General features: G+C 39.5%; 22 protein-coding genes. 7 read left to right on the top strand and 15 right to left on the bottom strand.

Annotated features, from left to right (window positions below):
• Positions 1-20: 20 nt before the first annotated feature.
• The 14 genes from AC1EU0_RS12470 to pspA form a co-directional block, all read right to left on the bottom strand.
• Positions 21-506 (bottom strand): CvpA family protein, encoded by a 486-nt coding sequence (locus tag AC1EU0_RS12470; protein ID WP_480302785.1) that lies wholly within the window; start codon positions 504-506, stop codon positions 21-23.
• A gap of 123 nt (positions 507-629) precedes the next feature.
• Positions 630-1229 (bottom strand): SPOR domain-containing protein, encoded by a 600-nt coding sequence (locus AC1EU0_RS12465; RefSeq protein ID WP_480302784.1) that lies wholly within the window; start codon positions 1227-1229, stop codon positions 630-632.
• Between the two features lie 3 nt (positions 1230-1232).
• Positions 1233-2498 carry a bifunctional tetrahydrofolate synthase/dihydrofolate synthase gene (folC, locus tag AC1EU0_RS12460; RefSeq protein WP_480302783.1) on the bottom strand — a complete coding sequence of 422 codons (1266 nt, stop codon included), beginning with the start codon at positions 2496-2498 and terminating at the stop codon, positions 1233-1235.
• A 17-nt stretch (positions 2499-2515) separates the two neighbouring features.
• Positions 2516-3301 (bottom strand): tRNA pseudouridine(38-40) synthase TruA, encoded by a 786-nt coding sequence (truA, locus tag AC1EU0_RS12455; protein ID WP_480302782.1) that lies wholly within the window; start codon positions 3299-3301, stop codon positions 2516-2518.
• Positions 3302-3393: 92 nt separating this feature from the next.
• Positions 3394-6000, bottom strand: coding sequence for a FimV/HubP family polar landmark protein (locus tag AC1EU0_RS12450; protein ID WP_480302781.1), 2607 nt, complete (start codon positions 5998-6000; stop codon positions 3394-3396).
• Between the two features lie 304 nt (positions 6001-6304).
• A complete protein-coding gene (locus tag AC1EU0_RS12445) occupies positions 6305-7321 on the bottom strand; it encodes an aspartate-semialdehyde dehydrogenase (RefSeq protein ID WP_480302780.1) in 1017 nt (338 codons plus the stop codon).
• 2 nt (positions 7322-7323) lie between these two features.
• The gene (pdxB, locus tag AC1EU0_RS12440; RefSeq protein WP_480302779.1) at positions 7324-8451 is read right to left on the bottom strand and encodes a 4-phosphoerythronate dehydrogenase PdxB; all 1128 of its coding nucleotides are present in this window, start codon (positions 8449-8451) and stop codon (positions 7324-7326) included.
• Positions 8452-8567: 116 nt separating this feature from the next.
• Positions 8568-8879 carry a ComEA family DNA-binding protein gene (locus AC1EU0_RS12435; RefSeq protein WP_480302778.1) on the bottom strand — a complete coding sequence of 104 codons (312 nt, stop codon included), beginning with the start codon at positions 8877-8879 and terminating at the stop codon, positions 8568-8570.
• A 111-nt stretch (positions 8880-8990) separates the two neighbouring features.
• The gene (locus AC1EU0_RS12430) at positions 8991-10169 is read right to left on the bottom strand and encodes a trans-sulfuration enzyme family protein (protein WP_480302777.1); all 1179 of its coding nucleotides are present in this window, start codon (positions 10167-10169) and stop codon (positions 8991-8993) included.
• A 125-nt stretch (positions 10170-10294) separates the two neighbouring features.
• Positions 10295-11320 carry a TIGR01620 family protein gene (locus AC1EU0_RS12425; RefSeq protein ID WP_480302837.1) on the bottom strand — a complete coding sequence of 342 codons (1026 nt, stop codon included), beginning with the start codon at positions 11318-11320 and terminating at the stop codon, positions 10295-10297.
• Between the two features lies 1 nt (position 11321).
• The gene (locus tag AC1EU0_RS12420) at positions 11322-12767 is read right to left on the bottom strand and encodes a YcjX family GTP-binding protein (RefSeq protein WP_480302776.1); all 1446 of its coding nucleotides are present in this window, start codon (positions 12765-12767) and stop codon (positions 11322-11324) included.
• 48 nt (positions 12768-12815) lie between these two features.
• Complete coding sequence (pspC, locus tag AC1EU0_RS12415; protein WP_480302775.1) at positions 12816-13211, bottom strand: envelope stress response membrane protein PspC; 396 nt, start codon at positions 13209-13211, stop codon at positions 12816-12818.
• Complete coding sequence (pspB, locus tag AC1EU0_RS12410) at positions 13195-13437, bottom strand: envelope stress response membrane protein PspB (protein WP_480302774.1); 243 nt, start codon at positions 13435-13437, stop codon at positions 13195-13197. Before pspB ends, pspC begins: the two co-directional genes overlap by 17 nt.
• A gap of 26 nt (positions 13438-13463) precedes the next feature.
• Complete coding sequence (gene pspA / locus AC1EU0_RS12405; RefSeq protein ID WP_480302836.1) at positions 13464-14144, bottom strand: phage shock protein PspA; 681 nt, start codon at positions 14142-14144, stop codon at positions 13464-13466.
• A 174-nt stretch (positions 14145-14318) separates the two neighbouring features.
• Between pspA and pspF the strand changes: the two genes are divergently transcribed.
• The gene (gene pspF, locus AC1EU0_RS12400) at positions 14319-15392 is read left to right on the top strand and encodes a phage shock protein operon transcriptional activator (protein ID WP_480302773.1); all 1074 of its coding nucleotides are present in this window, start codon (positions 14319-14321) and stop codon (positions 15390-15392) included.
• On the opposite strand, the gene AC1EU0_RS12395 is transcribed toward pspF, so the two are convergent.
• Complete coding sequence (locus AC1EU0_RS12395) at positions 15389-15832, bottom strand: hypothetical protein (protein ID WP_480302772.1); 444 nt, start codon at positions 15830-15832, stop codon at positions 15389-15391. The two genes, pspF and AC1EU0_RS12395, sit on opposite strands and share 4 nt — an antisense overlap.
• Positions 15833-16028: 196 nt before the next feature.
• Here AC1EU0_RS12395 and AC1EU0_RS12390 point away from each other — a divergent pair, with 196 nt between their 5' ends.
• The 6 genes from AC1EU0_RS12390 to fabV all read left to right on the top strand — a co-directional run bounded on the left by AC1EU0_RS12390 (position 16029) and on the right by fabV (position 22647).
• The gene (locus AC1EU0_RS12390) at positions 16029-17654 is read left to right on the top strand and encodes an ABC transporter substrate-binding protein (RefSeq protein WP_480302835.1); all 1626 of its coding nucleotides are present in this window, start codon (positions 16029-16031) and stop codon (positions 17652-17654) included.
• Between the two features lie 2 nt (positions 17655-17656).
• Complete coding sequence (locus AC1EU0_RS12385; protein WP_480302771.1) at positions 17657-18688, top strand: ABC transporter permease subunit; 1032 nt, start codon at positions 17657-17659, stop codon at positions 18686-18688.
• On the top strand, positions 18675-19565 hold the full coding sequence (locus AC1EU0_RS12380) for an ABC transporter permease subunit (protein ID WP_480302770.1): 891 nt from the start codon (positions 18675-18677) through the stop codon (positions 19563-19565). Before AC1EU0_RS12385 ends, AC1EU0_RS12380 begins: the two co-directional genes overlap by 14 nt.
• Positions 19566-19577: 12 nt before the next feature.
• Positions 19578-20570, top strand: coding sequence for an oligopeptide/dipeptide ABC transporter ATP-binding protein (locus tag AC1EU0_RS12375; protein WP_480302769.1), 993 nt, complete (start codon positions 19578-19580; stop codon positions 20568-20570).
• On the top strand, positions 20567-21340 hold the full coding sequence (locus AC1EU0_RS12370) for a peptide ABC transporter ATP-binding protein (RefSeq protein WP_480302768.1): 774 nt from the start codon (positions 20567-20569) through the stop codon (positions 21338-21340). The genes AC1EU0_RS12375 and AC1EU0_RS12370 overlap by 4 nt, the downstream gene beginning before the upstream one ends.
• 104 nt (positions 21341-21444) lie before the next feature.
• Entirely contained in the window at positions 21445-22647 is a 1203-nt protein-coding gene (gene fabV / locus AC1EU0_RS12365) for an enoyl-ACP reductase FabV (RefSeq protein WP_480302767.1), read from the top strand.
• Positions 22648-22653: the final 6 nt, after the last annotated feature.

Genomic DNA, 22653 nt, shown 5'->3' with positions numbered 1-22653 from the left:
TGAGTAAAGGTATTTCATTATTATTTGGGTACAAAGCTTGATGTAGTTTCCAAATAGTTAAAAAACCATTGGATGACAACACCGAATTCTGGAATTAATTTTGATGCTTTCCACCACTCCGAATTGGGAGCGCCAGTGAACGCATCGAGAAAAAATAGTATCGCACTCACCACTAATGCACCACGAACAGCGCCAAAACAGACACCAAGCACTCTATCTGTGCCGCTTAGGCCTGTTTTCGATACTAATTGCCCGAGGATATAGTTAAGTAAAGCTCCGAGAATTAAGGTGGTGACAAACAATATGGCAATAGCCACGCCGTTACGAAGAAGCTGGTCTTGTAATTGAGTTAAGAAAACCGCAAGGTCTTGATAAAATTGGCTTGCAATGAAAAAAGCCGCAAACCAGACCACCAGTGACATAGCTTCTTTAGCGAAGCCTCTGATAAGACTAATAATGGTCGATAATCCGATAATGCCAAGTATGGCGTAATCGATCCAAAGCATTGAAATATGATCCTGAAGATATTCATCTAACGGAAAGATCTTAGCAAAACTGCAACAATATCTCACCCTAGTGACTATGAATTAATTGTCTGAAAAATAAATAACTGTATTTAGCTCACGTCATTATTGATTAACTGGGTCGTAATTTATGATCCGGCCCTTCATCTGAGTAAGTTTATGCAGTTGTTGTTGTGTTTGCTCGAGTTTTGTTTTTGATATATCTGGCCCTACAAATACTCGTGTTAATTGTTTATCCCTAGGCACTTTTGGAATGCTATACGCTCGAAAGCCTTGCTTTCTAAGACGCTGAACTAATGCATCGGCATTTTTAGCATTATTAAAACTACCAAGCTGAATAGTGTAAGCCACTGAATTTGCTAATTTAGGTTGTTGATTTTCGGCTACTGTTGACTCCGGCTTGACCTCTGTCTTAACATTTTGTTTAACTTGATTGGTGTTTGTAGCATCTTGAGAGATTTCAGTATTATTAGACTGCTCTTGTGATGGTTCAGATTTAGACTCGACTTCAGAGTTATAATTCGGATCGACATCTATAACTAGCGGCTCTTGTAAATCACCACTGAATTCTGGTCTCAGGGGAATTTCAGAAAAGTTTTCTTCTTGCCTTTTATCCTTACCGTCTAGCATATCTGGCAAAAAGATAACGCCGATGGCAACAACAACTATAGTCCCAACTAAACGATTCTGAAATTGATTTGACACGATTTATCCTTTTTCCAAACGTCCATCAAGATTTAATTTGTAAAACTCTGCCACAGTGTAAAATGACCCAAACACAATTACCACATCTTCATCACTTACTTGTTGAGATATTTTCTGCCAAGCATCTTCCATACTAGCAAAAGTCATCGCTTTTTTCGGCTCTGTCACTCCGGCAATCAAATCATTAACATCCGCAGATCGCTCTGTAGGTAACGGAATAAAATTCCAGTGGTGAATACTCCCATCTAACTCTTTAATAACCGATGCAGAATCCTTATCTTTTACCATCCCACAAACAGCATGAATTTTTTTACCTTGGTATTGCTTTAAACGACCAGCCAAATATTTAGCCGCTTGAGGGTTATGTCCAACATCGAGTAATACCAAAGGCTTGTCCATAACCTTTTCTAGGCGCCCTGCTACTCTCGCGCCTGCAATACCTTGCTTTATGACTTCATGGTCAATGTGAGGAAATGCTTGCTTAATAATAGCAACACTGGTTACCGCATTAGGTAACGGTAATTGAGGGAAAGGAATATCTTTAACTTTAATGTCTCCGACAAAATCCCAAGTGTCGGTGCTTGACTCAAACTTAAAATCATTCCCTACAAAAAGAGCCTTAACTTGCTTATCAATTAAAGCTTGTTTTACTTTTACAGGAACATCTGGCTCACCGATAACGGCTAACTTATTAGGGCGACATACCCCAATTTTTTCTGTTCCAACAGATTCTCGAGTGTTACCTAAGTATTCTTGATGATCCAACCCAATTGTTGTGATTGCTGATATGTCAGAATCAACAATATTAGTCGCATCCAATCGTCCACCTAAACCGACCTCTAAAATCACCACATCTGGGGCTTGGTTCTTAAAAATGAGTAGTCCAGCTAAAGTTGTATATTCAAAAAAAGATAAGCTAACGTCACCTTTAGCAACTTCAATTTTTTGAAAAGCTGCTAACAATTCGTCATTAGAAACAAATTCCCTGTTGATACGAATGCGCTCATTAAAACGAAGCAAATGCGGTGAGCTATATACCCCAACTGAATACCCTGCTTTCAGCAAGATGCTTTCGATAAAGGCACAGGTGCTGCCCTTACCATTAGTTCCAGCAACCGTAATTACCTTTGCATTAGGAAAACTTAATACATCAAGCTGTTCGGCTACTTGAGTTATACGCGCTAACCCCATATCTATTTCAACTGGGTGTTGGGCTAAAATGTAATCCAACCACTCTGATAACGATGAAGACTGTGTAATATCTGTCATTTATAATCTGCTAAAAGTTAATCTGCCAAAAACAAAGGGCCAAGTGCAGGTTTAGGCAATTCTAAAAATTCAGGGTAAGTTACATCAACAAGGTATAACCCCCCTGCCTTAGCTGTGGGAGCAGCTTTGGTTCTATCCCTTAAATCCAATAGTGTTTTCATCCAATCTAATGGTTGGTTACCAAGACCAATTTCGATCAATGAACCCACAATATTACGAACCATGTGATGCAAAAATGCATTAGCTGCAATATCAATAATTACATAATTACCCTGACGACTAACTTCTACATGATGTACATTTCTGAATGGGGTGTTGGACTGGCATTGGATCGCTCTAAAGCTAGTAAAATCCTGCTCACCTAATAAAACCTGTGCAGCTTGATGCATCTTAGTTTCATCAATATTACCGTGATAATGGCTGACACCGTGACGTAAGATCCCCGGGCGAAGCTTGTGGTTATAAATGATGTAACGGTAGCGCCTTGCGGTTGCCGAAAAGCGAGCATGAAAGTCTTCATCAACCTGCTTTGCCCAGCGGACTGCAATGTTATCAGGCAAGTTAGCATTAACGCCCATACTCCATGCTTTCAGAGGACGTTCGGCTTTAGTATCAAAGTGAACTACTTGACCTGTGCCGTGAACACCAGCGTCTGTTCGGCCTGCGCATTGTAGTTCTATTTTTTCATTGGCGATAAATGATAAAGCCTTTTCAAGCTGAGCCTGAACCGTATCTACTTCTTTTTGTCTTTGCCAACCAAAATAAGCACTGCCATCGTACTCTACACCCAATGCTATTCGCATAATTTTCCGTTACATCTGTTCAACCTTGGCGGGCATTTTATACCAAAAAAAACGGCAATACATAAGTATTGCCGTTTTTAAATCATAACATGTTATAAATTATCAATAAGCTGTTGAGCTTCACCTTGTTGGCGTTCATTGCCCTCTGCTTGTACATCTTGAAGCAAAGCCTTAGCACTATCCTTATCTTCTATCTCGATATAAGCTCTCGCTAAGTCCAATTTGGCATTTATCGCATTCTCAGCATCGTCAACATCAACAATGGCTTTGTCGTCCATCAAGCTCTCCATTTCTTGATCGAAACCTAAGTCTAAATCAACATCTTTATACGGTTCGATTTCACTGGCTTGTTCATCCGCTTCATTGAGTAATTTATCAATGTCAATGTAACCATTTTCTTTTTGAAAATCAGCTAAATCATTTTCGACTATATCCGTCTGCTCTGATGATTCACTAGCCTCTTCGCTGTCCACATCTAAAGCAGCAAGCGCTTCATCCACCGTCATCTGATCCCCTTCAAATGACGAGTCAACAGCAGCTGGTAGTTCAAAATCAACTTCTACTGGCGTTGCGGATTCAAGATCAGTGACTTCAGGAGATACTGATGCTAATTCATTTTCAAAGCTTGAATCAGTAGCTGACGCAGGTTCAACACCAAACTCCGACATCAGCGCATCTAAGTCATCAACAGGATCCGCAGCAGGTAACTCCGTAGACGGCTCTTTTAATTCTTCTTCAGTTCCTGTAGTCGATGAATCCGACACTAACTGATTTAATTCATCTAATGATTCACCAAACTCTTCTGTTAGTTCTTCCGCTGCGGCCTCACTGATGTTGCTAGATTGAGGGCTAGCTGCAATATCTGACTCATCTAACTCAATGGTAGATTCTTGAGTCACCTCATCACTAGTTAATACTTCAGTGTCAAAGTCGATACTAAATTCTTCAGTTTTTTCATTACTTTCAGCTGTTAATTCAGCAGTATCAAGCTCAGATATTGGTTCAGGGTCTTCAATCAGTTCAAGATCTTGTATTGCTTCTAACTCGTCATTCATCAAAGGTTCATCAACTTCGAATTCAATGGTTTCTGACGGAGAAAACTCTTCTTGTGGATCGATAATATTGTCTTCTGACTGAAGCGAAATTGTAGAATCAACTGATTCATCACCTTGCTCATCTAGCTCAGTTAACTCGATATCTAAGCCAGAGCTATCATCTACGCTTTCAACTTCGTTATCTTCAGCTTTGTCAGATAAAGCATCTATACCTTGTTGCTCAAAAAACTCATCGATAATTTTATCTTGAATATCATCAATTTCTTGATCCGATAGGATTTCGTCATCAGCTTCATCGTTAATATCTAGCGATTCTGCAAAAGTATCTTGTTCAGAAACAAGTTCTTCTGGCTCAGATTCCGTTATCGCCTCTGGTTCTGGCGTAACTTCTACACTTTTTGTTTCAGTTAAAATTTCTTCAATGTCGCTGATTTCATTTTCTGTTTCGATATCAGCTTGGTTTTGCTCTAGTTTTGACAGTAATTCCTCAGTATCTTCACCGATTTCTTTGCCATCCATTTGTTCATCTAATGCATCGGCCCACAATGCATCAAGCGCATCGCTGTCATCTTCTTCAGATTCATTGCTTTCGATCACTGATTCAATTTCTGGCCCTTCATCACTATCTAAGTGAATAGCAATATCAGAATCTGCGTCATCGGTTACTTCTTGTTCAGTATTTAAATCTAAATCAATTTCCGGCTCAGGTTCTGGTTCAGGTTGAGCAACTGCAAATTCAGACTCTTGAAGCTCAGACTCAGCATTTGAATCTCGTCGGAACAATCTGAATAAAAATAAAACAATATTGATAATCAATAATGCTGGAATAGCTATAGCAGCTACCATAACCCATGTATTATCTAGCAGCTTTGTCCATGTTTCTTGCGGTTGCTCTACTTTTAAAGCTGCAAGTTGATCGGTTAACTCGGCATTATTAGCGGCTAGAGCGGCATTTTTTTGCTTTGTTTCTAATAAGGTTTCATCTAAGGTAGCCACCTTATCATTGAAGTTACCCAGTTGAGCCTTCAATGATTGAAAGTCATCTCGAGTGGCTCGCAACTCATCTTGTGTGCGGCTTAACTCATCTGTTAAAGACATAACCTTGCTTTTTTCATCTTCAAGCAACTGAGTTAATTCGGCAATTTTTTGCTTATCTGATTCGTTTGACTTCGGAGTCTCAGCTTTTACTTGTTTTGTTGGCTGTTTTACTTGGGCTAGCTTTGGCTTTACTGGGTTAGATTTACGATTTCCCCATGTTTTATCGTTTTGAGTCGCACGGTTTCTAGCAACAGAATTAGGAATCGCTATCATGTTTTCAACAGGTGGAATCACCAAAAACATGCCAGCTTCAAGGCTATTATAGTTAGAGGTTGCAAACGCATGAGGGTTGGCATCATAGATTGCAGCCATAACCTGATAAATCGTCACTTGTTGATTTGGCTTAACTTTACTGGCGATGCTCCAAAACGTATCGGAAATCTTAGTAGGGCCATATTGATTATGCTCTACTTTTCTTTCACCATTAGGGCCAGTAACTTTAAAATTTGTTGCGGCATGGGCTGAAGTGATTAAAGAATCCTGTTGCCATAAAAGTGACGAGGCGATAGCTAATAAGCCAACCAAAAACGAGGTGCGAAAGTTCATTCATCCTTTCCTTTCTTGCTCAAAAGTTGCGATTTTGCATTTTACCATTCGTATCAATCTAACTATGTTTAGAAAAAACCCTAGCATCGTAACTACATCGCTGAAACTTCTCACCATAGCTGTAACTATGACTAGTCCTTCCGCCTTGTATTTTCTTTGCTAACACTCCTCTTTAGCCACAGTGAATGAATGTAAATGGTATTGTATTTATTGAGTTTAGCTACAAACTAGAAAAAATTCTCTCGCTATATAGCAATTAATAAAAAGCTTGCTATACCGCAAGCTTTTCTTTTGTCTGACACTGTTAGTAATAGTCTCTAATTAAGATTTCAGCAATTTGTATACTGTTAAGAGCAGCGCCTTTACGAATGTTATCGGCCACAACCCATAAATTTACAGCATTTGGCAAAAATAAATCTTTACGAATACGTCCTACATAAACAGGGTCAGTACCAGCTGCCTCTGTCACCGCAGTAGGGTAATCTGCATCTTCAGCAAATAATTCAACACCTTCAGCCTGATATAACACAGCTTTAATGTCTTCCGCCTCAACAGGTTGGCGAGTCTCGATATGTAGAGCTTCGCTGTGTCCGTGGAATACAGGAACTCGAACGGCAGTCGGATTTACCATGATACTTTCGTCACCCAAAATTTTATGGGTTTCCCATACCATTTTCATTTCTTCTTTAGTGAAACCGTTGTCCATAAAGACATCGATATGCGGCAAGGCATTGAATGCTATTTGCTTATCATAGACCTTTGATTCTGCTGGTAAGCCCTGAAGCAGCTTAACACACTGACCTGACAACTCTTCGATGGCTTCTTTACCTGAACCAGATACTGATTGATAGGTAGAAACATTAATTCGTTCTAAACCAAAAGCATCATAAATAGGTTTTAGCGCTACTAACATCTGAATTGTTGAACAATTTGGGTTAGCAATGATGTTGCGATTTCTGAAATCGGCAATGGCTTGAGGATTAACTTCTGGTATTACAAGCGGTACATCAATGTCATATCTAAAGTGTGAGGTGTTATCGATAACCACACACCCTGCTTCACCTGCGATGGGAGCCCACTTTTCGGATACACTTCCACCAGCTGAAAAGAAGCTGATTTGAGCTTGCGCCCAATCAAACTCATCAACATTGATGATGGTGATATCTTCACCTCTAAAGTTAATGGTATTTCCAGCGCTGTTTTTACTTCCTAATGGATATAAGTTAGCAACAGGGAAATCTCTTTCTTCTAAAATCTCGATCATTGCTTGACCGACATTTCCAGATGCGCCAAGTATGGCAATATTAAACTCTTGTGACATATTTATGCTTGTTCTCTAGAAAAACCTAATTCGAATAACCAATCTTGTGACTCTTCAACTACGGATATGGTCAATGCTGAGCATTCACGGCGATGTTTATGAGCTTTTCTCATTACATCAAACTCCTTATTTGAGAAGTCTAATTGCCTGAAACTACGGTCATCATCACTTATATCGTATACCAATCGCATAAGCCGTAACAGATCTAATTGTGTGAGGTTTGTATCAAGCTGGACTTTACTGATAAAGAATTCAGGTAAAAGTTGCGAGATACTTGTTTTTAGAGGCTTTGAAAACAACTGACACACTTTCTCATATAGCATAAACGTCCCTCTAGCTTTGCCTTCAAGACTGTAACCAGCAATATGTGGCGTTGCGATGTCTACAGAAGGAATCAATGCTTCAATAGGATACGGCTCACCTTCCCAAACATCGAGGACAAGTTTAATATCCTCTCTGTGCTTTTTCACTCGGGTCAATGCCTGATTATCTAAAACCTCACCACGACAACAATTTAATAACCAAGCATTGTGTTGAAGTTGCTTTAATTTAGCTTCATCTAAAAGATGAAATGTCTTATGTTCGCCTTCCTTGGTTAAGGGGACATGCAAGCTAATCACATCTGCACTTTCAATTACAGCTTCGAGAGACACAAATTTACGAGGATCGCCTTGTTCAGCTTTTATTGGATCACATAATAAAGTGTTAACACCATATGTTTTTAGACACTTTTCTAATGCGGAGCCTGTATTTCCTGCTCCAATAATGCCTACTGTCTTGTTTTTAAGCTCTTCGCCATATTTATGTGCTAGTTCCAGCATGGCTGTAAATGCGTACTCACCGACAGCAATAGCATTGCAGCCAGGGGCATTTGAAAATTCGATGTTTTTGGATTTTAAGTAATCTAGATCAATATGATCAGTGCCGATTGTCGCTGTACCTACGAACTTTAATTTACTATTTTCGAAAAGTAATGATGAGTCAACAGTAGTTACTGAGCGAACAAGAAGAATATCGGCATCTTTTACATCATCGGCTGTCATCGAACGACCGTCTAACTTATGCACGTCACCAAATTGCTGAAAGAGTTCTTCTGCAAAAGGCATATTGGCATCTGCGATTATTTTCATATAAAAATGGGTTTAGAAGGTGCGTAGTAATGGTATAAAGAATTATGCAAAACATTGAAGTGTTTAACAATAAAAAAGGCAACTAAATAGTTGCCTTATACTTTGTTTACCAGCATTTATAAAACCAAAGCTTTTTTATTTTTAGCGATAAACTTGCTACCAATACCTTTGATCTTTTTAAGATCTGCTACGGTTTTAAATTTACCGTTCTTTTCACGATATTTTACAATCGCAGCCGCTTTCTTTGCCCCAATCCCTTTTAGAGTTTGAAGTTGTTCCGCAGAAGCAGTATTAATATTAATCGTTTTTAGCTGTGTAGCCTCTTTAATTGCTACATTAGCTTTTTCTAACTTGGTTTTATCTCCAGCGTTCACTGGCGCAGAAATTACCGCTAGCGCAATCAATGAAGCCTGAATTAATCCTTTCATCGGCTTTCCCCTTTCCATTATTGATTGTTAATTGTTGAAACAAGTGCTCAACAATTAACCACACTACTTATAAATGAAAAAAGATCAAGTCTTAATGTCAGACAAATAAGGCTACAGCTTCATTAGACCAGAGGCTAAATCTTCAATAATATCTTCAACATTCTCTAGACCGATAGATATTCGGATCAAATTATCGGTAATGCCTGCTTCTGCTCTGGCTTCCTCTGTATATGGAGAATGGGTCATAGAAGCAGGATGCTGTATCAGTGACTCCGCATCACCTAAACTGACTGCGATTGAAAATAATTCCAAAGAATTTACAAAGTTCATGCTCGATTTTAGATCGGCCTCTAACTCAAAAGCCATGACTCCACCTGCTCTTTGCATCTGCGTACCGATAAATTTAGAACCCTGATGAGAATCTAGTCCAGGGTAATAAACCTTCGCAACTTTAGGATGAGACTCTAAAAAGTCAGCCACTTTTTCAGCATTATCACAATGGCGTTGTACACGCACATCTAGTGTTTTCATGCCTCTTAAAATCAGCCACGCATCGTGGGGAGAAATGATCCCGCCAATATCTTTGATGATTTCAAACTTCACCTTGTCTATGATTTGCTTGTTCCCACAAACAATGCCAGCGACAACATCTCCATGGCCATTAAGGTACTTGGTTGCACTGTGCACTACCATATCAATGCCAAACTCAAGAGGTCTTTGTAGAACTGGCGTCATAAAGGTGTTATCAACAATAGAAATGATCTCGTACTGCTTCGCAAGCTTTGCAATAGCCGTTAAGTCGTAAACTTCAAGGTGTGGATTCACAGGCGTTTCGCAAAAAAGCACTTTGGTATTTGGCTTGATGGCAGCTCTAATTGAATCAATATCGGTAAAATCAACAAATGTAGACTCAATTCCAAAACGTTCAAACTGATGGGTCAAAAGAGAAAAACAGCAACCATATACGGTTCGAGATGCAATAACATGATCGCCTTGTGCTAGGTTAGCAAGTAACGCCGACGACACCGCCGCCATACCCGATGCCGTTGCCGCAGCATCTTCTGCCCCCTCAAGCACTGCTATTTTGTTTTCAAGCTCGGTAGTCGTTGGATTTCCAAGTCTTGTATATATGTACCCCTGTTCATCACCACTAAAGCGAGCCCCGCCTTGCTCAACTGAGTCAAACACAAACGTAGCACTTTGACTTAGTGGAGATACTAAAGCACCGTTAGGTTCCGATGTCTTGCCCGCGTGAATAGCTTTAGTAGAGATGTTCCATGTATTTTTCATACCTACCTCATTTGTTTTTATTTTAATTTAGTAGGTAACATACCTGCAAATTCTCTAAACCCTATGCTTAAGTATAAAAATCATCCTAATCCAGCTGTAAAAGCAAGATTACAATCCATGGGCAATTACTTATTTTTAGAGAAATTTTTCAACTCAATTAGTAGCAATTTATGAATGTTGGTCAATTTGGGTTTAGAGTTATTATCAAAAGCTATAGGACGACAAAGTGCCATGGCTTGATACCCTAACCTTGCAGTCAACAGACCCCCTCCAAGACCCTGTCCTAATTTTGCCGAAAGCTTTCCTGTGAGTTCTAAAGATAATAGATGGCTACCTATATCAGTTAGCACTTCGGCAGTTCCAGCATACAAGATGTTCTTCACAATACTTCGAGTAAGTTTAATTCGGCTTGCATAACCAAGTTCAATACCGTAACACTTAGCTAATTCAGTGAGCATCTTTTGATTTCTTAGTAATACTAAAGCCATGTCCAATAAAGCAAATGGACTGACAGCAAGTAATAAAGCTGATTCCGCAGCATATTTATGAACGATTTTTTTAGCTTTTTTATCTTGCTCCGCTAATACCGTTTGTTCAAATAGCTTTAAAAATTCAGCATCATTATGCTCTTGTGAGCTGAGTCGATTAAATTCATCCAGACTTTGTTTATCACTTGAATTGAATGACAAGTTACGAATAAAGGCATCTGCTTCACCTATTTGCATACTGTTTTTTAGACGCAATGAAGTCTGCTGATGGTTTTGCTGGTTTTTTAATGACTTTAATTTTTTATATTCAGATAAAATCACTTTACCAACCCAAGCTAAAATCACTCCAATTAAGCCTGAATAAACACCAAATAAAACTGAGCTTTGCTGCCACACTTCGATTAAGCCTGTTACCAACTCCAAAAAAATCAATGTAATAAATGCTAACATTGCTATTTTGGCTAGCTTAGACAAAGTAGTTGGCTTTGATACTTTTTGCTCAACATCATCAAGCACATCAAGTTGTTTCTTGATCTCAGATTCTTCCATCAACTCAAGTTCAAACTTTTGCGCGGCTTGTAAATCTGCTTCAGGCTCCGTTAAAAGAGTTTGTTCAGTTTCGAATACATACGATGGTTTAAGGTTGACTTTTTCACTCTCCATTTTAGTCAAGTTTGTCTCCTAATAAATACTGTAACAAGTGATCTAAACGTATATGTTCAAGCCGTAGCTTTTGAGCGTTAGCAAAAGACATGGGCGGCTGAAAGTTGTTAAATTGAAATCCTTGCTTTTGCCAAAAGTCGGCTTGGGGCAACTTGCGCGGCACTTCACCGGGAAAGATCCTTATTACATCAGAAGTTTCATCTACTCGCCCTTCAACAACTTCGACTTCTTGATCTTGATGTTTAACTAAACCGTGGCGTGTCACTTTAATCGCACTAATAGCCATAGTTTCGACATCACAGCCTTTAATTGAGGCCAGTTGTTGAGTCTCAGACAACATATCATTAAGTAAATACAATAAATTTGATTGTTGATCTCGAGTGATCTGATCACATTTACTGGCGACAAATAATAATTTATCAATTTTTGGGGCAAACAAACGGTTCAACCAATTTGCCTGACCAAACTGAAAGCTATTTAGGACACCTGATAACGCTTGAGTCATGTCAGTAAATTGAGTTTGACCATGATTTAACGCTGATAAGCAGTCCACCAAGACAACTTGGCGATCAAAATGCCGAAAATGGTCACGATAAAAAGGCTTAACCACCTCATCAATATAAGCTTTATAGCGCTGCTTTAAGATAGAAAAATAACTATTGTCTTCGGCTCTACTCGATAAAGCTTCTAACTCAGACCTAGACAAATGAATTAACGGAAACCATGTAAGCAGTGGAGAGCCATCAAGATCACCCGGTAATAGCATTCTGCCAGGTTGAGCCAAATAGTAGCCATTTTCATTGACGGAAGTTGTTAATAAATTTTGATACTGCTTCGCAATTCGCTCTAAAACTAATAAATCCATTTCAGATGCAAAATCTAATTTCTGCATCTCTTCAATAAACGTTTTATAGCCAGTTTGTTGACTTAAAATGGCTATTCGGCTTTGTTGCTCTATGCACCACTCAACAAAATTGAGCTTAAGTAACGGCAAATCAAGTAGCCACTCACCCGGATAATCGATGATATCGAGTAACAGCTTACTCTTATCAAAGAGCTTACCTCTCACGCCTGATTGAGGCCTAAAATGGATGGCGAGTCTAAGTTCACTGATATTTCTGGTTGATTCAGGCCATTTAGGTAATTCCGATGAGAGCTGTGCCATCGCGGAATTATGAGCAAAACTTGGAATAGCAAGGTCTGGTTGTTGCTCTCTAACCACACCAAGCAATCGCTTTTCTCTAGCCACGTGCCAAAGTGGTAAATTTGAATCCTTGGTTTTGGTAGCAGAAAACAATAGTTGATGAACTAAGCCAGTAATAAAGGCTGTTTTTCCTGCCCCAGATAACCCAGTTATTGCAAGACGAATATGCCTATCTGCGCTTCGATTAATTACAGACTCAGTTTTACTTTTTACTTTATTAAATTGCTTAGAGAGTAAACTCATAAAAAATACACACAACCAAGAAAAACAAAAAGGCGCATAGAGTGCGCCTTAAAGATTATCAATTTGACGTTTTAAGTCGTAGCTATCAGAAGTTACATGGCGCTCAAGATTTCTAAGCCTTAACTCTAATGCACTAAACTGTTTATTAACGTCTTGCAGAGCTTGCTGAGCAGGCTCTCCTGCCTGCCAGATTTTCTTTTTCACTTCTATATCCTTATGAAGTGGGCTTTCTGAGTCTTCATTAGGTTTAATGTCTAAAATTACCCAAAGTGCAATGTAAATGATAAACACCATTCCAGCGCCACCCAGTAAAAATACTGAAGCGGTAACGACACGAACTAACCATGTTTCAAAGCCAAAGAAATCTGCAATCCCTGCACAAACACCTGCGACTTTCCCTTGTTTGGGAATACGATATAAGGTTTTCCTATCGCGGTTGCTCATGTTTATTTCTCCACTCTGGAGACTCTGCATCTAAGATTTTTTCAAGTGTTTCGATTCGATGTGACATCTTATCAGCTTGTGCAATCAATTGGTTTAGAGTCTTATATTCCTCTTCCGATAATCCTTGATTAATCTGCTTTTTACTGCGGTAATGCATGATAATCCATATCGGAGCCACGATAATCATAAAGAGTATCAGCGGTGCGATTAAAATATCTGGGTCCATTATTCACCTCAATTCCATAGTTAAGGTTAGCTTTTCGCTTTTTCCTTTTTCGCCTTCACTTTGGCTTTAAGCGCTTCAAGCTCATTATTAACCGTTTCTTCAGCTTCAAGTGCAGCAAACTCGTCGGCAAGCGTATTTTTCTTACCTAAGTCATAAGCTTCAACTTGAGACTCAAGCCCTTCAACTCGACGCTCGTATTGCTCAAATTTAAGCATGGCATCGTCTACTTTACTTGAATCAAGCTGACGCTTTACGTTTAAACGAGATGAAGCTGTTTGTGTACGCATAACAATGGTCTTCTGACGCGCTTTTGCATCCGCCAGCTTTTCTTGCAATTGAACCACTTCTTCTTTCAAGCGTGCAATTTGCTCTTCAATCACAAGTAATTCATCGCTTAACGCTTTTACTAAATCAGAAGCTTTTTGTTTTTCAACCAATGCTGCCTTGGCTAAGTCTTCGCGATCTTTTGATAACGCAAGTTCAGCTTTAGCTTCCCAATCTTGCACTTGCTCTTCTGCTTTAGCTACACGGCGAAGAATTTCTTTTTTCTCAGCCAGTACTTTAGCGTTAGTAGAGCGAACCTCTACCAGTGTGTCTTCCATTTCCTGAATGATCAGGCGAACCATTTTTTCAGGGTCTTCTGCTTTATCGAGTAGTGAGCTGATATTTGAATTAATAATATCGGCAAAACGTGAAAAAATTCCCATCATTCTATCCTCAAAGTTGTTGATGTCGGATTTACTATTACAGATACTGTGCCAACTTTGCAAAACCCAACAATAACAACATGTTAAACAAATTTATAACTTTTTCTTTCTTTTCACTCAACAGCATCATATTATATTTTTCACCAAAAGTTAGTGGAAATTACTAATTACCACATGAGTAATTCATTCAAACAAGATAATTTGATTGGCGAGTCTAATGCACTACTGGAAATTTTAGAGCATGTGTCGCAAGTCGCACCTCTCTCCAAGCCAGTGCTGATTATTGGTGAACGAGGCACGGGTAAAGAGCTTATCGCAGAGCGATTGCATTATCTATCTAAACGTTGGGATCAGAGTTTCATCAAGCTAAACTGCTCTTCTTTAAGTGAAAACTTGCTTGAAAGTGAATTGTTTGGTCACGAGTCTGGTGCTTTTACAGGTGCTAAAGGTCGTCATGAGGGCCGTTTTGAACGAGCCGACAATGGCACCCTATTTTTAGATGAACTCGCCAATACCAGCGGCTTAATTCAAGAAAAGCTTCTGCGAGTGATTGAATATGGCGAATTTGAACGTGTTGGCGGCAGTAAAACGGTACAAACTGATGTTCGCCTTATTTGTGCTGCTAACGAAGACCTCCCATCTTTAGCCGAAGCAGGCGAATTTAGAGCTGATTTATTGGATAGACTCGCATTTGACGTTATCACTCTTCCACCTCTACGTTACCGCAAAGAAGATATTATGCCGCTGGCTGAGTATTTCGCTATGGGCATGGTTAAGCAGTTAGAAATGCCATTTTTTACAGGCTTTTCGCAACATGCCGTTCAGCAACTTCATGATTATCAATGGCCGGGTAATATTCGTGAGTTGAAAAATGCGATCGAACGAAGTGTTTATCGTTATGGAATGGAAGCTGAGCCGATTTCAGAAATCAGTCTCGACCCTTTCGAGTCTCCTTATCGCCCTAAGCAAAGAGTTAGAACCGTTTCTCAGCGTACCGTAAAAGAAGAAATATCAATAAACACACCAGCACCAAATGAAGCTACAGACATTAGTAAACCAGAAGCAAAGCCTCAATTAGAGTTCCCTATCAAGTTTAAAGAAGCGACTGAAGAATTCGAAATTGACTTAATTAAAAATGCCTTAGAACATAGCCAGTTTAATCAGCGAAAAACCGCTGATAATCTTGGTTTGAGCTACCATCAGCTGCGTGGGATCTTAAAGAAGTACAATTTACTGGAAAAGCCTTAGAAAAGCTTAGTATTTCCAATGACTTCGCCTTGTAATAGTATGCCATCTGGTAGAGTGTCAAGTACCCTTCTTACGTCTTCATCTAGATCTGAGACTAAGGTTGCTGACTTATTATTTAAAAAGGTCTTAATTCTCATAGCTATACTATCTTTTTCAACATATTTGCTACCCCAAGGAAAAGAGGTATTTTCAGACTTTAAAGCTACTCTATATCCATTTTCTTGCTTTTGGATAAAGTAGAGTAAACATACAGGCACATTAGTTTCGTCTGACTTAGGTGCGTCCGACTTTTGAATAGCAAATAATTTAGAACCTCCAATTGATTTCGGAAGATTACCCTTAATTTCTTTAAGTACTGCTTGTTCAGATTTGCTATCTAATTCACCTTTGTGAATCTCAAAACAACTCATAACTTTAACTGTTTCAATTGCTCCACTCATTCTATTCTCACTTAATTAAACATAAATGCCTTTGTTAAATAGTAAGCAAGGAACTGTTAAAAATCTTATACATGAACTAGGTTTAATCGCTTGGAAATAAATGATTCAGATTGCATATCTTTGTTTTCAACATTGTCGCTTTTGGTCTATGGCTGTTAGAATGTAAAAAGATCAAACAAACCACTCACAATTAATGATGAAACTGGCTCAAAATCGGTTCATTTTAGTTCTCGCTGTTTGCCTGAGCTTAATTACACTTTCAGGCTGTCAGCCACAAAATGTTCCCAGTGGATTAGTATATTGCTCTGAGGGAAACCCAGAAAGTTTTAATCCTCAGATTGTTACTCTAGGAACAACCATAGATGCTAGCTCGCATCAAATTTACGATCATTTGATTGAATATGATGTTACTACGGGTAAAGTCTCACCATCGCTCGCGACATCTTGGCAAGTAACCAAGGATGGAAAAGCATACACATTTAAGCTTCGCAAAGGTGTTAAGTTCCATCGCGCCCAGTGGTTTAGCCCAAGCAGAAACTTTAATGCACTTGATGTGCTGTTTTCATTTAATAGAATAATTAGAGCAGATAACCCTTACCATGATGTATCTGCAACGGGTTATCCTTTTTTTCAAAGCATTGGGTTTCAATCTTTAGTCAAAGATATTTCAGCACCAGATTTATACACAGTAACTTTCACATTAAATCGTCCAGATGCCAGCTTTCTAGCAAATTTAGCCTCTGACTTTGCGGTAGTTTTATCTAAAGAATATGCTGACTTTCTCCTTAAAGCCGGAACACCACAAAGGATCGATCAGTTTGCTATCGGTACCGGCCCATTTGTATTAAAACAATACGTTAAAAATGAATACATCCGTTATCAGCAAAATAGTGATTACTGGGGAAAAAGGACAGAAATAAAACACTTAGTATTTGATATTACTAGAAAAAACTCACAAAGGCTGGCTAAATTACTCACCGGTGATTGCGGTGTCTCAGCCTTACCAAAACCTCTTGAATTAAAAGTGGCAGACCAATATCCGCACGTACAAATTCAACAACAAAGAGGGATGAATGTAGCATTTTGGGCGTTTAATACCTTAAAGCCTCCGTTTGATGACCCTGAAGTGAGGCAAGCTTTGGCTATGGCCATCAACAAGAGTGATATTTTGAGTGTTGTATATCGACAAACAGCAGTGGAAGCCGACAGTATTTTACCTCCAGCGTCTTGGGCACATGGTATCAACCCTAAACATCAAGGTTATAACCCAGTTAAGGCTAAGCAAATTTTGCAAAAAAAAGGGTTAACAAATTTACGAATGAATATTTTAACCATGCCTACGGCTAGGACTTATAACCCTAACCCAGTTAAAACAGCACAATTGATTCAGGCTGATTTGGCGAAAGTTGGAATCAAAGCTCATATTCATAGCAACGATTGGAGAGTATTGTCTAAAAAACTAAACCACTCCCAATACGATTCTGTTTTGCTTGGCTGGAACGCTGATAATAGTGACCCTGATAACTTCTTTTCACCTTTCTTAAGCTGCGCAGCTCTTAAATCTAACAATAATCGTTCTCAGTGGTGTGATACGAAATTTGATTCTATTCTTGAGCAAGCCAAAACGGTGACAGATCAAGCTGATAGAAAAAAACTCTATCAAAAAGCTGAAATGTTATTAAGCGAGCAAATGCCATTAGTTCCCTTGGCGCACTCTAATCGAATTATTTTAAAACGCACTGATATAAAAGGGGTGAAACTTGCTTCATACGGAGGCATCTCATTTGCTAAGGCATATCATAATAAGGAGCTAAACGACTGATCATGACTTGGTATTTAGTACGACGATTAAATTTATTTATTGCTACTTCATGTGTGATGCTAATGGTGCTTTTTTATGTCACCCATTTATTTCCAGTTTCGCCAGCTGTAGCATTATCAGGCATTGCCGATCCATCCCCTTTACAACAACAGGTCATTACTCAGACTTATAATTTAGACAGTAATATAATCAGTCAATTTATTGCTTATGTCCAAAATAGGTTGAGTGGGGATTTTGGCGTATCTCTAACTTCGCACCACCCTATTTCACAAGAACTGTTTGTCGTTTTGCCTGCATCATTTGAATTGGCGGTCATCGCGGGGTTAATAGCCTTACTTGTTGGGATACCCATTGGGGTTCTTGCATCATTTAATCACCATAAAATGACCCAAAACCTTATCGTTGCTACTACATTAACAGGTTATTCGTTACCCGTTTTTTGGATAGGGCTAATGTTGGCTCATTGGTTTGGAATTCAGCGAGACTGGTTACCAGTATCAGGGCAAATTAATTTGCTATATGAGATAAAACCGGTCACTGGTTTCGTGGTAATAGACAGTCTTTTGGCTAGCAAACAATACGGAATGTCTGCATTTTATGATGCGCTCCAGCACATCATTTTACCAGCAGTCACGTTATCCATTTTACCATTAACCGTTGTTATTCGTATCACCCGCTCTGCAATGCAAAATGTGATGAGTCAAACTTATATTCGAGCAGCAGAAGCACGTGGATTGCATACAGGCCAAATCATCATCAAACATGCCTTACCTAATGCTCTTATTCCAGTATTTAAACAACTTGGTGTTATGCTTGGCCCATTTGCCAGTTACGCTATTCTAGTAGAAGTTAGCTTTGCATGGCCCGGCGTTGGTTATTGGCTCGTATCAGGTATTTATCAGCGTGATTATACTGTTATTCAAGGTGGCGTATTCGTTGTAGCCCTGTTGATTATTTTCTTGAACATTTTAATTGATGTGATTCACAGCCTCGTTAACCCGATCACTAAGAAAGAACTTTATGGCCAGAATTAGAATTTACCAAGATGATGCCATCCCATCTCCAAGCAAAAGAACATGGATGGCATTCTCATCAAACCCTTTTGCATTAGTTGGGCTCTGGTTTCTTTTCGTCCTACTTTTGGTGATGTTTTTTGGGGAGTTGTTAGCGCCTTTTCCACCAGAATTACAAGATCCTAATGCCTTGTTACAACCTCCATCGTGGGATCAAACCGGAACTGTTACTCACTTTTTTGGCACAGATGAACTGGGGCGGGATATTCTAAGTCGTGTACTTCATGGTACACACCTTACTTTTGGACTGTCGTTGATTGTCGTTGTAGTCGCACTAATTATCGGCTTCTTACTGGGTTCACTATCCGGCATGATGAGTGGCATCAAATCGAGTATTCTAGGCCATTTATTAGATGCATTATTATCAATTCCATCGTTAATACTGGCGATGTTAGTCGTTGCAGTGTTAGGAGCTGGGCTAGAAAATGTGTTCTGGGCTGTTGGCTTAGCCCTTATTCCTCAATTTGTACGAGCAATTCACCAAGCAATCCACGAAGAGCTCCAAAAAGAATATGTGACCGCTGCAAGGTTGGATGGTGCAAATTCATTACAAATATACTGGTATGTGATCATGCCAAATGTTTGGGATATTGTGATCATTCAAGTCACTTTGGCACTATCTGTGGCTGTTCTTGATATTGCCGCACTGGGTTTTCTTAATCTTGGTGCTCAAGCACCTAGTCCTGAATGGGGAGCAATGGTAATGCAAGGAACTGAGCATTTTCTTATCGCTCCTTGGACTGTAACCATCCCTGGCGTCGCAATTTTGATTACCGTTTTGGCGATTAATTTGGTGGGTGATGGTTTACGTTCAGCCTTATCCCCTCAACGTAATTAAGGCTGAGTTATTATGCCCTTACTTGATATTAGAAACTTAACCATTGAGCTTGATACTCCCCACGGAAAAGTCAAAGCGCTAGAAAAAGTAAGCATGATTTTAAATGCTGGTGACATTAGAGGACTTTTAGGAGAATCAGGATCTGGTCGCAGTCTACTTGCAAAAGCCATTATAGGTCTAGAAGATCCAAATTGGACCGTTAATGCAGATAGAATGATGTTCGATGGAAAAAATTTGATGACCATGTCATCAAGTGAACGCCGAGAACTTATGGGTTCGAGCATTTCTATGATTTTCCAAGACCCATCTGGAAGCTTTGATCCGGCAAAAACCATCGGCTCTCAACTATTAGAGAGCATGCCTATTCCGAAAGGAACTCGCTTTTGGCAACGCGGCGCTGCAAAATTAAAAATGGCTAATAAATGGCTTCATAAAGTCGGTATCAAAAACACTGAAACCATTATGGACAGTTATGCATGGGAATTGTCGGAAGGTGAATGTCAAAAAGTAATGATAGCGATGGCCATTGCACACAGCCCAAAGCTATTAATTGCTGATGAACCCACAACCAATATGGAAGCCAGTACACGGGCGCAAATATTTCGCTTGCTGACTCAATTAAACCAACTTCAAAACGTAACTGTTTTATTGATCAGTCATGAACTAGAGAATTTGACTAAATGGTGTAATAGCTTAACGGTACTATATTGTGGTCAAGTTGCAGAATCAGGATTAACAGATAAAATCGTTGAAAAGCCTTTTCATCCATACACTAAGACGTTGATGGATCATTACGCAAACGACAAGTATAGAGCCAGCAGTAAAATGATATTAGAAACGCTGCCAGGTTCGATTCCAGCTTTACAACATCTACCCATTGGCTGTCGTTTAGGCCCTCGATGCCCAAAAGCTGAACGACAATGTGTGAATCAACCTTTACCCTCTCATCGTAAAGAGCACAGCTATTCTTGTCATTTTCCTTATAATCAAGAGAATAACGAATGAGCCAACCACTGCTTGAGGTGAAGAACCTCAAAAAAACATACTTTTCAGGTTATAAAGGTTTTAAACGTCAGTGCTCTCAGGCTCTACAACCCATTTCATTTTCACTCGCAGAGGGCGAAACATTAGCAATTGTGGGTGAAGCTGGCTCAGGAAAAAGCACACTAGCCAAAATTCTTGTTGGCGCAGAGGCACGTAGTGGCGGAGAAATTCTTTTTGAAGGCAGTCCACTTGAAAAACGCAATGTAAAGCAACGCTGTCGTCTGATTAGAATGATCTTTCAAGATCCTAATACGTCTTTGAATCCTCGTCTGACGATAGGTGAATTACTTGATGAACCATTAAAATTCAATACTTCGTTATCTGAGCGACAGCGTCATGACCAAGTACTCTCAATTTTGAAAAAAGTAGGCCTACTACCCGAACACGCTGATTTCTACCCTCACATGATCTCAGAGGGACAAAAGCAAAGAGTGGCAGTCGCAAGAGCTTTAATGCTAAACCCCAAAGTCATCATCGCAGATGAAGCATTAACAGCGTTAGATTTATCCGTGAGAGCTCAAATTCTAAATCTATTAATTGAACTGCAAAAAGAGCTAGGGCTCTCTTTTATTTTTGTATCTCATAATCTTAATATTATTCGTCACATTAGTGATAATGTGATCGTATTGTTTAAGGGTGAAATTGTAGAGCGAGCTTCGACAGAACAACTATTCACTGATCCTCAACATCCTTACACTCAGAAATTGTTAAGGGATCAAGAATTATGCTAACTGCTCCAACCACTTTAAGATTTACTCGTTTCAAGTAAAAATAAGTGCCAATTTAACACGTAAATTATTATTCTATCCCCAATCGACTCAACAGAAGAATAACTATGATCATCAAACCAAAAATTCGTGGTTTTATCTGTACCACGACACACCCTTTAGGTTGTGAAGCAAACGTTCAACAACAAATCAATATTACCAAAGCTAATGCCAATCTAAAAAACGGTCCTAAAAAAGTACTTGTTATTGGTTCATCAAGCGGATATGGCCTTGCCTCTCGTATCACGGCTGCATTTGGTAACGACGCCGCTACTATCGGCGTATTCTTTGAAAAACCTGGAACCGAAAAAAAACCGGGGACTGCTGGTTGGTATAACACTGCTGCTTTTGACAAGTATGCCAAAGCTGAAGGCTTATACTCAAAGAGCATCAACTGTGACGCGTTCAGCCATGAAGCTAAACAAAAGGCCATTGAGCTGATAAAACAAGATCTTGGTCAAGTAGACATGGTGGTGTACTCACTGGCTTCTCCAGTTCGTAAAATGCCAGATTCAGGTGAAGTGATCCGCTCCTCACTTAAACCTATCGGTGAAACTTACACTTCAACTGCTGTTGATACTAATAAAGACACTATTATCGAAACTCATGTTGAACCAGCTACTGAGCAAGAAATTGCAGATACAGTAACCGTTATGGGCGGTCAAGATTGGGAGCTTTGGATTGACGCTCTATCTAAAGCTGGTGTACTAAGCGACGATTGTAAAACTGTTGCTTATAGCTACATTGGTACTGACATGACTTGGCCAATCTACTGGCATGGCGCTCTAGGTAAAGCCAAAATGGATTTAGACCGCGCAGCCCACGCTCTAAATGAGAAACTTGGTGTTAACGGCGGTAGCGCCAACGTTGCTGTACTTAAGAGTGTCGTTACCCAAGCAAGTTCCGCCATTCCTGTTATGCCACTTTACATCGCGATGGTATTTAAGAAAATGCGCGCCGCTGGTTTACACGAAGGTTGTATTGAACAAATCAATCGTATGTTCAGCGATCGCCTATATCGTATTGATGGACATGCACCGGAAGTTGACGAAAGTAACCGCTTACGCCTAGATGACTGGGAGTTGAGAGACGAAATTCAACAACACTGCCGTGAGTTATGGCCTACCGTAACCTCTGAAAACTTAAAAGACTTAACCGATTATCAAGAATATAAAGATGAATTCTTACAGTTATTCGGTTTTGGTATTGAAGGCATTGACTACGAAGCCGATGTTAATCCGCTTGTCGATTTCGATGTAATCGAGCTTTAACACCTT

The sequence above is a fragment of the Parashewanella sp. 2210YD4-3 genome (assembly GCF_056591735.1).
This window is presented reverse-complemented; position numbering and strand designations above follow the sequence as displayed.

What these genes read in the sequence shown, in the direction of transcription:
- AC1EU0_RS12470 (WP_480302785.1), bottom strand. Translation starts at nt 506, where the DNA reads ATGCTTTGGATCGATTACGCCATACTTGGCATTATCGGATTATCGACC.
- folC (WP_480302783.1), bottom strand. Translation starts at nt 2,498, where the DNA reads ATGACAGATATTACACAGTCTTCATCGTTATCAGAGTGGTTGGATTAC.
- truA (WP_480302782.1), bottom strand. Translation starts at nt 3,301, where the DNA reads ATGCGAATAGCATTGGGTGTAGAGTACGATGGCAGTGCTTATTTTGGT.
- AC1EU0_RS12450 (WP_480302781.1), bottom strand. Translation starts at nt 6,000, where the DNA reads ATGAACTTTCGCACCTCGTTTTTGGTTGGCTTATTAGCTATCGCCTCG.
- AC1EU0_RS12445 (WP_480302780.1), bottom strand. Translation starts at nt 7,321, where the DNA reads ATGTCACAAGAGTTTAATATTGCCATACTTGGCGCATCTGGAAATGTC.
- pdxB (WP_480302779.1), bottom strand. Translation starts at nt 8,451, where the DNA reads ATGAAAATAATCGCAGATGCCAATATGCCTTTTGCAGAAGAACTCTTT.
- AC1EU0_RS12435 (WP_480302778.1), bottom strand. Translation starts at nt 8,879, where the DNA reads ATGAAAGGATTAATTCAGGCTTCATTGATTGCGCTAGCGGTAATTTCT.
- AC1EU0_RS12430 (WP_480302777.1), bottom strand. Translation starts at nt 10,169, where the DNA reads ATGAAAAATACATGGAACATCTCTACTAAAGCTATTCACGCGGGCAAG.
- AC1EU0_RS12425 (WP_480302837.1), bottom strand. Translation starts at nt 11,320, where the DNA reads ATGGAGAGTGAAAAAGTCAACCTTAAACCATCGTATGTATTCGAAACT.
- AC1EU0_RS12420 (WP_480302776.1), bottom strand. Translation starts at nt 12,767, where the DNA reads ATGAGTTTACTCTCTAAGCAATTTAATAAAGTAAAAAGTAAAACTGAG.
- pspC (WP_480302775.1), bottom strand. Translation starts at nt 13,211, where the DNA reads ATGAGCAACCGCGATAGGAAAACCTTATATCGTATTCCCAAACAAGGG.
- pspB (WP_480302774.1), bottom strand. Translation starts at nt 13,437, where the DNA reads ATGGACCCAGATATTTTAATCGCACCGCTGATACTCTTTATGATTATC.
- pspA (WP_480302836.1), bottom strand. Translation starts at nt 14,144, where the DNA reads ATGGGAATTTTTTCACGTTTTGCCGATATTATTAATTCAAATATCAGC.
- pspF (WP_480302773.1), top strand. Translation starts at nt 14,319, where the DNA reads ATGAGTAATTCATTCAAACAAGATAATTTGATTGGCGAGTCTAATGCA.
- AC1EU0_RS12395 (WP_480302772.1), bottom strand. Translation starts at nt 15,832, where the DNA reads ATGAGTGGAGCAATTGAAACAGTTAAAGTTATGAGTTGTTTTGAGATT.
- AC1EU0_RS12390 (WP_480302835.1), top strand. Translation starts at nt 16,029, where the DNA reads ATGAAACTGGCTCAAAATCGGTTCATTTTAGTTCTCGCTGTTTGCCTG.
- AC1EU0_RS12385 (WP_480302771.1), top strand. Translation starts at nt 17,657, where the DNA reads ATGACTTGGTATTTAGTACGACGATTAAATTTATTTATTGCTACTTCA.
- AC1EU0_RS12380 (WP_480302770.1), top strand. Translation starts at nt 18,675, where the DNA reads ATGGCCAGAATTAGAATTTACCAAGATGATGCCATCCCATCTCCAAGC.
- AC1EU0_RS12375 (WP_480302769.1), top strand. Translation starts at nt 19,578, where the DNA reads ATGCCCTTACTTGATATTAGAAACTTAACCATTGAGCTTGATACTCCC.
- AC1EU0_RS12370 (WP_480302768.1), top strand. Translation starts at nt 20,567, where the DNA reads ATGAGCCAACCACTGCTTGAGGTGAAGAACCTCAAAAAAACATACTTT.
- fabV (WP_480302767.1), top strand. Translation starts at nt 21,445, where the DNA reads ATGATCATCAAACCAAAAATTCGTGGTTTTATCTGTACCACGACACAC.